Origin of the sequence: Pseudomonas sp. R62 (assembly GCF_000257605.1) — a bacterium.
Lineage (GTDB): Bacteria > Pseudomonadota > Gammaproteobacteria > Pseudomonadales > Pseudomonadaceae > Aquipseudomonas > Aquipseudomonas atacamensis.
Genome location: NZ_JH635998.1, coordinates 1260625 through 1274046, shown reverse-complemented (window position 1 = coordinate 1274046; position 13422 = coordinate 1260625). Strand labels below are relative to the sequence as shown.

The following is a 13422-nucleotide window of genomic DNA, read 5'->3' as shown; positions in this document are numbered from 1 at the left end:
CCATTCACGTTCTGCAGGGCGAGCGCAAGCAAGCTGCACAGAACAAATCGCTGGGCAAGTTCGACCTGGCCGACATTCCACCAGCTCCACGTGGCGTGCCGCAGATCGAAGTGACCTTCGACATCGACGCCAACGGCATCCTGCACGTCGGCGCGAAAGACAAGGCTACCGGCAAGACCCAGTCGATCGTGATCAAGGCCAACTCCGGTCTGTCCGACGAAGAAATCGAGCGCATGGTGCGTGACGCCGAGGCGAATGCCGAGGAAGACCGCAAGTTCGAAGAGCTGGCCGCTGCCCGTAACCAGGGTGATGCGCTGGTGCACTCGACTCGCAAGATGGTCGCTGACGCGGGCGACAAGGTCACCGCCGAAGAGAAGACTGCAATCGAAGCTGCTGTGGTTGCGCTGGAAGCCGCCGTCAAAGGCGACGACAAGGCTGCCATCGAAGCCAAGGTTGAAGAGCTGTCGAAAGTCTCCGCTCCGGTTGCTCAGAAGATGTACGCCGAACAGGCTCAGCCAGCTGATGGCGCAGCCCCGCAAGGCGAATCGGCTGAGAAGGCTGACGACGTTGTCGACGCCGAGTTCGAAGAAGTCAAAGACCACAAGTAAGTTGTTGGTCGCCCGGTTGACTGCCTTGCGGCGGTGACTGGTAGGATGTCGCCGCGCGGGAGCTTGCCTCCCGCGTTGGCGTATCTGGAATACGTGAATTTTTACAGCATGCGACACCGTTCGGATGTTGGCGGTATGGCCGGGAATGCTCCTGCTTTTCGCGCCGCAGATACCGCATCAATCAAGACCAGGATCGTTGAATTGACGTGAGTTGGGTCCGGGCCTTAATGGGGGCTCAACGAGTTTGGCGAGGCTCAGGAGGGGTTTGCCGAACGTCCTTAAGAGTGCAAAGAACTTATGGCAAAGCGTGACTATTACGAAGTATTGGGTGTCGAGCGGGGCACGAGCGAAGCGGACCTGAAGAAGGCCTATCGCCGTCTGGCCATGAAGCACCACCCCGACCGTAATCCCGGCGACAAGGCTTCGGAAGAAGCATTCAAAGAGGCCAACGAGGCCTATGAAGTGTTGTCCGACGCCAGCAAGCGCGCGGCATACGACCAGTATGGTCATGCCGGCGTCGATCCGAGCATGGGCGGCGGCGGTGCCGGTTTCGGTGGCCAGAACTTCTCGGACATCTTCGGTGATGTCTTCAGTGATTTCTTCGGTGGCGGTCGCGGCGGTGCCCGTGGCGGCGCTCAGCGTGGCAGCGATCTGCGCTACACCCTGGAGCTGAATCTGGAAGAAGCGGTGCGCGGTACGTCGGTGAATATCCGCGTTCCGACACTGGTCAACTGTAAGCCGTGCGATGGTTCCGGCGCCAAGAAAGGCTCGTCGCCGACGACGTGCCCGACCTGCGGCGGCATCGGTCAGGTGCGCATGCAGCAGGGCTTTTTCTCGGTGCAGCAGACCTGCCCGCGCTGCCATGGTCAGGGCAAGATCATTTCCGATCCGTGCGACTCCTGCCACGGCGACGGTCGTGTCGAAGAGTACAAAACCCTGTCGGTCAAAGTGCCTGCCGGTGTTGATACTGGCGACCGCATTCGTCTGTCCGGCGAAGGCGAGGCAGGTACCCAGGGCGGGCCGACTGGCGACCTGTACGTTGTGATCAATGTGCGCGAACACGACATCTTCCAGCGTGACGGCAAGCATCTGTTCTGCGAAGTGCCGATCAGCTTCGTCGACGCTGCACTGGGCGGCGAGCTGGAAATTCCGACCCTCGACGGTCGGGTCAAACTGAAAATCCCTGAAGGCACGCAGACCGGCAAGCAGTTCCGCGTACGCGGCAAAGGCGTTGCGCCAGTGCGTGGCGGCGGTGCCGGCGACCTGATGTGCCGTGTCGCTGTGGAAACGCCGGTCAACCTCAACCGTCGTCAGCGTGAACTGCTGGAAGAATTCCGCAGCTCCCTGGCCGACGACAACAGCCACTCGCCGAAAACCACCGGTTGGTTCGACGGTGTGAAGCGTTTCTTCGGCGATTTGTAAGGAGTCGGCATGCGACGTATTGCAGTGATGGGCGCCGCCGGGCGCATGGGCAAGACCCTGATTGAAGCGGTGCAGCAGACGCCGGGCGCCGGTCTGACGGCGGCGGTCGATCGTCCCGACAGCACGCTGGTCGGCGCGGATGCCGGTGAGCTGGCAGCGCTGGGCCGTATCGGCGTGCCGCTGTCCGGTGACCTGGATCGTGTGGTTGAAGAGTTCGATGTGTTGATCGACTTCACTCACCCGACCGTGACCCTGAAGAATCTCGCGTTCTGCCGCAAGCACGGCAAAGCGATGATCATCGGCACCACCGGTTTCAGTGTTGAAGAGAAGCAATTGCTGGCCGAGGCGGGCAAGGACATTCCGATCGTCTTCGCCGCCAACTTCAGCGTCGGCGTCAACCTGTGCCTGAAGTTGCTCGACACCGCTGCGCGCGTGCTGGGCGACGATGTCGATATCGAGATCATGGAAGCCCATCACCGCCACAAGGTCGATGCTCCGTCCGGTACGGCGGTGCGCATGGGTGAAGTGATTGCTGATGCCCTGGGGCGTGATCTGAAGAAGGTCGCGGTCTACGGTCGTGAAGGCCAGACCGGTGCGCGTGAGCGTGAAACCATTGGTTTCGCCACCGTGCGTGCTGGCGATATCGTTGGTGATCACACCGTGCTGTTCGCTGCCGATGGCGAGCGCGTCGAGATCACCCACAAGGCATCGAGCCGCATGACCTTCGCCAAGGGCGCGGTGCGTGCGGCGCTGTGGCTGGACGGTCGCGAGCCGGGCCTGTATGACATGCAAGACGTACTCGACCTGCGTTGAGTCGTTGCTGAACCCGGCGCAAACGTCCCGTTTTGCGCCGGTTTTTACCGCTTGGCGACGACCTGTCGCATTCTCCGGCCTTTAAGGCTCTTTAGCGGTGGACCAAAAACGCCCTTTTCTGTAAGCTACAGCTTTAGTGTGTCCACTAAAAGCGCGCAGAATAATTTCAGTGAAGAAGCGGGGTGACGTGTCCATACGTCACTCCGCTTTTTTACAACCTGCGATTGCCCTTTCATGCGTTATTTACGGGAGGTCTTCTTGACTAAGCCAGCCATACTCGCCCTTGCTGATGGCAGCATTTTTCGCGGCGAAGCCATTGGAGCCGACGGTCAGACCGTTGGTGAGGTGGTGTTCAACACCGCAATGACCGGCTATCAGGAAATCCTTACCGATCCTTCCTACGCCCAGCAGATCGTTACCCTGACTTACCCGCACATCGGCAACACCGGCACCACGCCGGAAGATGCCGAGTCCGACCGCGTCTGGTCCGCTGGCCTGGTTATCCGTGACCTGCCGCTGGTAGCGAGCAACTGGCGTAACACGATGTCCCTGTCCGATTACCTGAAAGCCAACAACGTGGTGGCAATCGCCGGTATCGACACCCGTCGCCTGACCCGCATCCTGCGTGAAAAAGGCGCTCAGAACGGCTGCATCATGGCCGGCGACAACATCTCCGAAGAAGCGGCCATCGCCGCTGCGCAAGGCTTCCCGGGCCTGAAGGGCATGGACCTGGCGAAAGTCGTCAGCACCAAGACCCAATACGAATGGCGTTCGACTGTCTGGGATCTGAAAACCGACAGCCACGCGACCATCGAAGCTTCCGAGCTGCCATATCACGTGGTCGCCTACGACTACGGCGTCAAGGTCAACATCCTGCGCATGCTGGTCGAGCGCGGCTGCCGCGTCACCGTGGTGCCGGCGCAGACTCCAGCCGCCGATGTGCTGGCGCTGAAGCCGGACGGCGTGTTCCTGTCCAACGGCCCTGGTGATCCGGAGCCATGCGACTACGCGATCCAGGCGATCAAGGAAGTCCTGGAAACCGAGACGCCGGTATTCGGCATCTGCCTCGGCCACCAACTGCTGGCTCTGGCCTCCGGCGCCAAGACCCTGAAAATGGGCCACGGCCACCACGGTGCCAACCACCCGGTGCAGGATCTGGACACCGGCGTGGTGATGATCACCAGCCAGAACCACGGTTTTGCGGTAGACGAAGCGACCCTGCCAGCCAACGTGCGCGCGATCCACAAATCGCTGTTCGACGGCACCCTGCAAGGCATCGAGCGCACCGACAAGAGCGCGTTCAGCTTCCAGGGTCACCCTGAAGCGAGCCCGGGCCCGAACGATGTTGCGCCACTGTTCGACCGCTTCATCAACGAGATGGCCAAGCGACGCTAAGCGTTCGCCTTGAGACTGTAGAGAGAAGCCCGCGAGGGCGGCCCCGGTTCCGGCGGCCCCCTCGGGACTTCAGAAATCGATCAAGACGGCTTGCCGACTGACCTGCGGATTTGAGTGACAAACCATGCCAAAACGTACAGACATTAAAAGCATCCTGATTCTCGGCGCTGGCCCGATCGTGATCGGCCAGGCCTGCGAATTCGACTACTCCGGCGCCCAGGCCTGCAAAGCCCTGCGCGAAGAGGGCTACCGCGTCATCCTGGTGAACTCCAACCCGGCCACCATCATGACCGACCCGGACATGGCCGACGCCACCTATATCGAGCCGATCAAATGGCAGACCGTGGCCAAGATCATCGAAAAAGAGCGTCCGGACGCTGTACTGCCAACCATGGGCGGCCAGACCGCTCTGAACTGCGCCCTGGATCTGGAGCGCGAAGGCGTTCTGGAGAAGTTCGGCGTAGAGATGATCGGTGCCAATGCCGACACCATCGACAAGGCTGAGGATCGTTCGCGTTTCGACAAGGCGATGAAATCCATCGGCCTGGCGTGCCCGCGTTCCGGCATTGCCCACAGCATGGAAGAGGCCAACGCGGTTCTCGAAACCCTCGGTTTCCCGTGCATCATCCGTCCGTCCTTCACCATGGGTGGCACCGGTGGCGGTATCGCTTACAACCGTGAAGAGTTCGAAGAAATCTGCGCCCGTGGTCTGGATCTGTCGCCGACCAAAGAGCTGCTGATCGACGAATCGCTGATCGGCTGGAAAGAATATGAAATGGAAGTTGTCCGCGACAAAAAGGACAACTGCATCATCGTCTGCTCGATCGAAAACTTCGACCCGATGGGCGTGCACACCGGTGACTCGATCACCGTAGCTCCTGCGCAAACCCTGACCGACAAGGAATACCAGATCCTGCGTAACGCCTCGCTGGCGGTACTGCGCGAGATCGGCGTCGAGACCGGCGGTTCGAACGTGCAGTTCGGTATCTGCCCGAACACTGGCCGCATGGTCGTGATCGAAATGAACCCGCGTGTATCGCGTTCCTCGGCACTGGCTTCGAAAGCCACCGGTTTCCCGATCGCCAAGGTCGCGGCCAAACTGGCTGTGGGTTACACCCTCGACGAGCTGTCGAACGACATCACCGGCGGCAAGACCCCGGCGTCCTTCGAACCGTCGATCGACTACGTCGTCACCAAGCTGCCACGCTTCGCCTTCGAGAAATTCGCCAAGGCTGACGCACGCCTGACCACGCAAATGAAGTCGGTCGGCGAAGTCATGGCCATCGGCCGGACCTTCCAGGAATCCCTGCAGAAAGCCCTGCGCGGTCTGGAAGTCGGCGTTTGCGGTCTGGACGAGAAGCTCGATCTGAGCAACCCGGACAGCATGAGCGTGCTCAAGCGCGAACTGACCGTGCCGGGCGCCGAGCGCATCTGGTACGTGGCTGACGCCTTCCGCGCCGGTCTGTCGGTCGAAGACATCTTCGGCATGAACATGATTGACCCTTGGTTCCTGGTGCAGATCGAAGACCTGATCAAGGACGAAGAGAAGGTCAAGACCCTCGGTCTGTCCTCGATCGACCGCGACCTGATGTTCAAGCTCAAGCGCAAAGGCTTCTCCGATCAGCGTCTGGCCAAGCTGCTGGGCGTCACCGAGAAAAACCTGCGTACGCACCGTCAGAAGCTGGAAGTGTTCCCGGTCTACAAGCGCGTTGACACCTGCGCCGCCGAATTCGCTACCGACACCGCTTACCTGTACTCGACCTACGAGGAAGAGTGCGAAGCAGCGCCGTCGGGTCGCGACAAGATCATGATTCTGGGCGGCGGTCCGAACCGTATCGGCCAAGGCATCGAGTTCGACTACTGCTGCGTTCACGCTGCTCTCGCCCTGCGCGAAGACGGCTACGAAACCATCATGGTCAACTGCAACCCGGAAACCGTTTCCACCGACTACGACACTTCCGACCGTCTGTACTTCGAGCCGGTAACCCTGGAAGACGTGCTGGAAATCTGCCGCGTCGAGAAGCCGAAAGGCGTGATCGTCCAGTACGGCGGCCAGACTCCGCTGAAACTGGCTCGTGCTCTGGAAGCCGCTGGCGTGCCGATCATCGGCACCAGCCCTGACGCCATCGACCGCGCCGAAGACCGCGAGCGCTTCCAGCAAATGGTCGAGCGCTTGAACCTGCGTCAGCCGCCAAACGCCACTGTGCGTAGCGAAGATGAAGCGGTTCGTGCTGCGGCGAAGATCGGTTATCCGCTGGTGGTGCGCCCGTCCTACGTGTTGGGCGGCCGTGCGATGGAAATCGTATACAAAGAAGACGAACTCAAGCGCTATCTGCGTGACGCGGTGCAAGTGTCCAACGACAGCCCTGTGCTGCTCGACCACTTCCTCAACTGCGCCATCGAAATGGACGTGGATGCGGTCTGCGACGGCAAGGACGTGGTGATCGGCGCGATCATGCAGCACATCGAACAGGCGGGCGTTCACTCCGGTGACTCCGCGTGCTCGCTGCCGCCGTACTCGCTGCCGGCACACATCCAAGACGAGATGCGCGAACAGGTCAAGAAAATGGCTCTGGAACTGGGCGTTGTCGGCCTGATGAACGTGCAATTGGCTCTGCAGGGCGAAGACATCTATGTCATCGAAGTCAACCCGCGCGCCTCGCGTACCGTGCCGTTCGTTTCCAAGTGCATCGGTGTTTCCCTGGCCATGATCGCTGCGCGCGTGATGGCCGGTAAGACCCTGAAGGAAATCGGCTTCACCAAGGAAATCATCCCGAACTTCTACAGCGTGAAAGAGGCGGTGTTCCCGTTCGCCAAGTTCCCTGGCGTTGACCCGATCCTCGGCCCAGAGATGAAGTCGACCGGTGAAGTAATGGGCGTCGGCGACACCTTCGGTGAAGCATTCGCCAAGGCGCAGATGGGCGCCAGTGAAGTGCTGCCGACCGGCGGTACCGCTTTCATCAGCGTGCGCGATGACGACAAGCCACTGGTTGCAGGCGTGGCCCGTGATCTGATCAACTTGGGCTTCGAAGTGGTCGCCACTGCCGGCACTGCCAAGCTGATCGAAGCCGCAGGGCTGAAAGTGCGCCGCGTGAACAAGGTGACCGAGGGTCGTCCACACGTGGTCGACATGATCAAGAATGACGAAGTCACGCTGATCATCAACACCACCGAAGGTCGTCAGTCGATCGCCGATTCGTACTCCATTCGTCGCAACGCCCTGCAGCACAAGATCTACTGCACCACCACTATCGCTGCGGGCGAAGCGATCTGCGAAGCGCTGAAGTTCGGTCCGGAAAAGACCGTGCGCCGCTTGCAGGATCTACACGCAGGATTGAAGGCATGAGCATAACCAAGTACCCAATGACTGTTCAGGGCGCTCGCGCCCTGGAAGAGGAGCATGCTCACCTGACCAAGGTCGTCCGTCCGAAGCTCAGCCAGGACATCGGTACGGCCCGCGAGTTGGGCGACTTGAAGGAAAACGCTGAATACCATGCTGCCCGCGAACAGCAAGGCATGGTCGAAGCGCGTATTCGTGACATCGAGGGCCGGATTCAGAATCAGGTCATCATCGATGTCACGACCATTCCTCATACCGGCAAAGTGATTTTCGGTACCACCGTCGAGATCGCCAACGTCGAGACTGATGAAAGCGTCACTTACCACATCGTGGGTGAGGATGAGGCTGACTTCAAACTCGGCAAGATCTCCGTCGGTTCGCCGCTGGCCCGCGCCTTGATTGGCAAGGAAGAGGGTGACGTGGTCGCCGTCAAAACGCCAAGCGGCGTGATCGAGTACGAGATTGTCGAAGTTCGTCACATCTGAAAGAAGGCGCCCGCTGCATGCGGGCGCCATGCTTTGGCAACTGACCCAGATGCTTTGGGTCGGTGGCCTATGGTTGATTCATATCGGTTTGCAGCCGGCGTTGGGCCAGATCGGCCTCGCGCCGCTGTTGATCGACGAAGTCGCCAGTGCATTCGAAGTGCTGGTGGTGGGGTTCGCCGCTCTGTGCGTGATCTTTCAGGCTTTGGTGCTGGTACAGGCCGAGGGCCTTGGCAGTCTATGGCGGGATTTTCGCGGGCAGGTGCTGTTGATGGCGTTGTACGCGTGCGCGATGTATGTCGCTGTGCGTGTCGGCTGGCCGGATGCGCAGCGCTGGCAGGTATTCAGTTATCTGGTGCTGGGATTTTCCGGGCTGGTGCTGGTCATGCAGCCGGTGCCGGGATGGAGTGGCAGGGTGCGCGAAGCACACCCTTGACCCTGCGCATCACTTGAAGCGATGAACGTTCGACAGCTGCTTGTTGGCGCTGAAGTTCTTGCGGTAGACCAGTGCCATCTTGCCGATGACCTGAACCAGGTCCGCTTTGCCGACCTTGCACAGTTCGGCGATGTGCGCCAGGCGCGACTCGCGATCGAGGATATTGAGCTTGATCTTGATCAGCTCGTGATCGGCCAAGGCGCGTTCAAGTTCGGCTAAAACACCTTCAGTCAAACCGTTGTCCGCTACCGTCAACACTGGTTTGAGGTGGTGGCCGATGGATTTGTACTGTTTCTTCTGCTCTGGAGTGAGCGGCATAATCTGACCCTTTCGTCTGGATTCTGTAAAATGGCGGCCATTTTACCCGAGGGTTCGTGGATCCGCCCAACTAATCACGACCCTAATCATCGAGGTGCCCAATGGCGCGTTCCAAGACAAGCCTTGGTTGGCTGAAAAGACATGTCAACGATCCTTATGTGAAGCAGGCGCAGAAGGATGGCTACCGCTCGCGTGCAAGTTACAAGCTTCTGGAGATCCAGGAAAAATACAAACTCATCCGTCCGGGCATGAGCGTGGTCGACCTCGGCGCGGCGCCGGGTGGCTGGTCGCAGGTGACCAGTCGGTTGATCGGCGGTCAGGGTCGTCTGATCGCTTCGGACATCCTGGAAATGGACAGCATTCCGGACGTGCATTTTATCCAGGGCGACTTCACGGAGGACTCGGTGCTCGCTGAAATCCTGGAGGCCGTGGGTAATTCGCAGGTTGACCTTGTGATTTCCGATATGGCCCCCAATATGAGTGGTACGCCCGAAGTGGATATGCCCAAGGCCATGTTCCTCTGTGAGCTGGCGCTGGACCTGGCGGAACGGATCCTCAAGCCCGGTGGCAATTTCGTCATCAAGATTTTTCAGGGCGAAGGGTTTGACGTTTATCTGAAGGATGCTCGGAAGAAATTCGACAAGATCCAGATGATCAAGCCAGACTCTTCCCGTGGCAGTTCCCGTGAGCAGTACATGCTGGCCTGGGGTTATCGTGGCGGTGATGCGTAAAACGAGGTTTTTCGGCAGGGCGATAGGTTTTTCATATTTCGCTCTGCAGGCATAAGCGAATATTGTGTAGAAAGTGTTTCACAAAGGGTTACAGACGGCGCCTGCCAGAGTTGTAGGTAATGTAGTAAGTTAGGCCGGTGAATATCATGCGAAGCGCGCGCCAGTAGCGGAGCTTGCTTCAGAGGGTAGTTAATTGAACGATATGGCAAAGAATCTGATCCTGTGGTTGATCATCGCGGCAGTCCTGGTGACGGTGATGAACAACTTCTCCAGCCCTAACGAGCCGCAGACCCTCAACTATTCCGACTTCATCCAGCAGGTCAAGGATGGCAAGGTCGAGCGCGTAGCTGTTGACGGCTATGTGATTACCGGCAAGCGCACCGATGGCGACAGCTTCAAGACCATTCGTCCGGCAATTCAGGACAATGGCCTGATCGGCGATCTGGTGGACAATCACGTTGTGGTTGAAGGCAAGCAGCCTGAACAGCAAAGCATCTGGACCCAGCTCCTGGTGGCCAGCTTCCCGATCCTGGTGATCATCGCGGTGTTCATGTTCTTCATGCGCCAGATGCAGGGCGGTGCCGGTGGCAAGGGCGGGCCGATGAGCTTCGGCAAGAGCAAGGCACGCCTGCTCTCCGAAGATCAGGTGAAAACCACTTTGGCTGACGTTGCCGGTTGCGACGAGGCCAAGGAAGAAGTCGGCGAGCTGGTCGAGTTCCTGCGTGATCCGGGCAAGTTCCAGCGTCTGGGTGGTCGTATCCCGCGCGGCGTGCTGATGGTCGGCCCGCCGGGTACCGGTAAAACCTTGCTGGCCAAGGCGATTGCCGGCGAAGCGAAAGTGCCGTTCTTCACCATTTCCGGTTCCGACTTTGTCGAAATGTTCGTCGGTGTCGGCGCGAGCCGCGTCCGCGACATGTTCGAGCAGGCCAAGAAGCACGCCCCTTGCATCATCTTCATCGACGAAATCGATGCCGTGGGTCGCCATCGTGGCGCCGGCATGGGTGGCGGTCATGACGAGCGTGAGCAGACTCTCAACCAGTTGCTGGTAGAGATGGACGGCTTTGAAATGAATGACGGCATCATTGTTATTGCTGCGACCAACCGTCCGGACGTACTCGACCCTGCGCTGCTGCGTCCGGGCCGTTTCGACCGTCAGGTGGTCGTGGGCTTGCCGGATATTCGTGGCCGCGAGCAGATTCTGAAAGTTCACATGCGCAAAGTGCCAATGGGCGACGACGTTGCTCCGGCAGTGATCGCACGTGGTACTCCGGGCTTCTCCGGTGCTGACCTGGCCAACCTGGTCAACGAAGCGTCGTTGTTCGCTGCCCGTAGCGGCAAACGCATCGTCGAAATGAAAGAGTTCGAACTGGCGAAAGACAAGATCATGATGGGCGCCGAGCGCAAATCCATGGTCATGTCCGAGAAAGAAAAGCAGAACACTGCTTACCACGAAGCCGGCCACGCCATCGTTGGTCGCGTCGTGCCTGAGCATGATCCGGTCTACAAGGTGTCGATCATCCCGCGCGGTCGTGCGCTGGGTGTGACCATGTTCCTGCCGGAAGAAGATCGCTACAGCCTGTCCAAACGTGCGCTGATCAGCCAGATCTGCTCGTTGTACGGTGGCCGTATCGCAGAAGAAATGACCCTGGGCTTTGACGGTGTAACCACCGGTGCGTCCAACGACATCATGCGTGCAAGTCAGATTGCCCGGAACATGGTGACGAAATGGGGCCTGTCGGAAAAACTCGGTCCGCTGATGTATGCCGAAGAAGAGGGCGAAGTGTTCCTCGGCCGCGGTGGTGGTGGTCAGGCTGCCAGCTTCTCCGGTGAGACCGCCAAGCTGATCGACTCCGAAGTACGCAGCATCATTGATCAGTGCTACGGCACCGCCAAGCAGATCCTCACGGATAACCGTGACAAGCTCGATGCCATGGCTGATGCGCTGATGAAGTACGAAACCATCGATGCCGAGCAGATCGACGACATCATGGCTGGCCGCACACCTCGCGAACCTCGCGACTGGTCGGGTGGCACCGGTACGCCTCCGCCTCCTGTCGTGCAGGACGAGCGTCCGGAAAAACCGATTGGCGGTCCGGCTGCTGACGTTTAAGGCTTGAAATGACTTCTGTACAGTCCCTGACCCGGTTGCCTTGCGGCAACCGGGTTCTTGATTTGGCCCAGACGCATGTCATGGGCATTCTCAATGTCACTCCTGATTCCTTTTCCGACGGCGGCCGCTACAGCCAGCTCGATGCGGCGCTGCGCCATGCCGAAGCCATGGTGCTGGCTGGCGCGACGCTGATTGATGTCGGCGGCGAATCGACCCGGCCAGGCGCGCGAGCGGTTTCTCCTCTGGAGGAGCTTGAGCGCGTCGCGCCGATTGTCGAGCTGATCAATCGCCAGCTGGATGTCATCATCTCGGTCGATACTTCCACCCCGGCAGTCATGCGCGAAACCGCACGGCTCGGTGCCGGCCTGATCAATGATGTGCGTTCGTTGCGTCGCGATGGTGCGCTGGATGCGGCGGCGGCGACAGGGTTGCCGGTCTGTCTCATGCACATGCTCGGCGAGCCGGGTGATATGCAGGATAATCCGCAGTATCAGGATGTCACCCGCGAGGTCGGTGAGTTTCTCGTCGAACGCATGGATCAGTGTGCTCAGGCGGGCATTCCCGCTGAGCGAATCATTCTTGATCCCGGCTTCGGCTTCGCCAAAACCCTGCAGCACAATCTAAGCTTGTTCAAACACATGGAGGCCCTGCATGCACTGGGTCGACCACTGCTGGTAGGTGTTTCGCGCAAGAGTATGATTGGCCACGCTTTGAATCGTCCCGTGGGCGAGCGTCTGCATGGCGGACTGGCACTGGCGGCGCTGGCGTCAGTTAAAGGCGCACGTATATTGCGGGTCCACGATGTGGCGGAAACCGTCGATGTTGTGCGAATGATCGCGGCCGTAGAATCAGCCGAATAAGAATGATGGAGCACTTATGAGCAAGAAATATTTTGGTACCGACGGCATTCGCGGTCGCGTTGGTGAATACCCGATCACGCCTGACTTCATGCTCAAGCTCGGCTGGGCGGCCGGCATGGCTTTCCGCAAGATGGGTGCTTGCAAGGTGCTTGTCGGCAAGGACACGCGGATCTCCGGTTATATGTTTGAATCGGCACTCGAAGCGGGCCTGACCTCGGCGGGTGCCGATGTGATGCTGCTCGGCCCGATGCCGACGCCTGCCATCGCTTATCTGTCGCGTACGTTCCAGGCTGAAGCCGGCATCGTGATCAGTGCTTCGCACAACCCGCATGATGACAACGGCATCAAGTTCTTCTCCGGCAAAGGTACCAAGCTGCCCGATGAATTGGAGCTGATGATCGAAGAGTTGCTGGATACGCCAATGACCGTCGTCGAGTCGAGCAAGATCGGTAAGGTGTCGCGAATCAATGATGCATCGGGCCGCTACATCGAGTTCTGCAAGAGCAGCGTGCCTACCGGGACCAATTTCGCCGGTCTGAAGATCGTTATCGACTGCGCGCATGGTGCGACCTATAAGGTAGCGCCGAGCGTCTTCCGTGAATTGGGTGCCGAAGTCGTCGTGCTTTCCGCTCAGCCGAACGGGCTGAACATCAACGATAACTGCGGTTCCACGCATATGGGGCCGTTGCAGGCCGCCGTTCTGGCCGAGCATGCGGACCTGGGTATCGCCTTCGATGGTGATGGTGATCGGGTATTGATGGTCGATCACACCGGCGCCATCGTCGATGGTGATGACCTGCTGTTCATCATTGCCCGCGATCTGCATGAGCGTGGCAAGTTGCAGGGTGGCGTCGTCGGTACATTGATGAGCAATCTTGGTCTCGAGCTGGCACTGGCGGATCTGTCG

The 13422-nt window shown here is 59.4% G+C and carries 12 protein-coding genes; 11 read left to right on the top strand and 1 reads right to left on the bottom strand.

Translation table 11 applies throughout. The features are described from left to right. From OQK_RS07150 to OQK_RS07120, 7 genes are all read left to right on the top strand, one after another. Window positions 1-608, top strand: a 608-nt coding sequence (locus OQK_RS07150) for an Hsp70 family protein (RefSeq protein WP_038860676.1), incomplete at its 5' end; no start/stop codon positions are given. A 297-nt stretch (window positions 609-905) separates the two neighbouring features. Beyond that, window positions 906-2030, top strand: a complete 1125-nt coding sequence (gene dnaJ, locus OQK_RS07145) for a molecular chaperone DnaJ (protein ID WP_016771767.1) — start codon at window positions 906-908, stop codon at window positions 2028-2030. A gap of 9 nt (window positions 2031-2039) precedes the next feature. Further along, complete coding sequence (gene dapB / locus OQK_RS07140) at window positions 2040-2843, top strand: 4-hydroxy-tetrahydrodipicolinate reductase (protein ID WP_016771766.1); 804 nt, start codon at window positions 2040-2042, stop codon at window positions 2841-2843. A gap of 258 nt (window positions 2844-3101) precedes the next feature. Then, window positions 3102-4238: a glutamine-hydrolyzing carbamoyl-phosphate synthase small subunit gene (gene carA, locus OQK_RS07135; protein WP_016771765.1), complete on the top strand. Its 1137-nt coding sequence runs from the start codon at window positions 3102-3104 to the stop codon at window positions 4236-4238. Between the two features lie 124 nt (window positions 4239-4362). After that, window positions 4363-7584, top strand: a complete 3222-nt coding sequence (carB, locus tag OQK_RS07130) for a carbamoyl-phosphate synthase large subunit (RefSeq protein ID WP_016771764.1) — start codon at window positions 4363-4365, stop codon at window positions 7582-7584. A 2-nt stretch (window positions 7585-7586) separates the two neighbouring features. Beyond that, window positions 7587-8063 (top strand): transcription elongation factor GreA, encoded by a 477-nt coding sequence (gene greA / locus OQK_RS07125; RefSeq protein WP_038861135.1) that lies wholly within the window; start codon window positions 7587-7589, stop codon window positions 8061-8063. A gap of 28 nt (window positions 8064-8091) precedes the next feature. Next, on the top strand, window positions 8092-8496 hold the full coding sequence (locus tag OQK_RS07120) for a hypothetical protein (protein ID WP_016771762.1): 405 nt from the start codon (window positions 8092-8094) through the stop codon (window positions 8494-8496). Between the two features lie 9 nt (window positions 8497-8505). On the opposite strand, the gene OQK_RS07115 is transcribed toward OQK_RS07120, so the two are convergent. Then, window positions 8506-8814, bottom strand: a complete 309-nt coding sequence (locus OQK_RS07115) for a YhbY family RNA-binding protein (RefSeq protein ID WP_016771761.1) — start codon at window positions 8812-8814, stop codon at window positions 8506-8508. A 101-nt stretch (window positions 8815-8915) separates the two neighbouring features. Between OQK_RS07115 and rlmE the strand changes: the two genes are divergently transcribed. From rlmE to glmM, 4 genes are all read left to right on the top strand, one after another. Beyond that, window positions 8916-9545: a 23S rRNA (uridine(2552)-2'-O)-methyltransferase RlmE gene (rlmE, locus tag OQK_RS07110; protein ID WP_016771760.1), complete on the top strand. Its 630-nt coding sequence runs from the start codon at window positions 8916-8918 to the stop codon at window positions 9543-9545. Between the two features lie 202 nt (window positions 9546-9747). Beyond that, window positions 9748-11655 carry an ATP-dependent zinc metalloprotease FtsH gene (gene ftsH / locus OQK_RS07105; RefSeq protein WP_016771759.1) on the top strand — a complete coding sequence of 636 codons (1908 nt, stop codon included), beginning with the start codon at window positions 9748-9750 and terminating at the stop codon, window positions 11653-11655. Between the two features lie 8 nt (window positions 11656-11663). Beyond that, complete coding sequence (gene folP / locus OQK_RS07100; RefSeq protein WP_016771758.1) at window positions 11664-12515, top strand: dihydropteroate synthase; 852 nt, start codon at window positions 11664-11666, stop codon at window positions 12513-12515. 16 nt (window positions 12516-12531) lie between these two features. Further along, on the top strand, window positions 12532-13422 hold an 891-nt coding region (gene glmM / locus OQK_RS07095; RefSeq protein ID WP_038860673.1), incomplete at its 3' end, for a phosphoglucosamine mutase.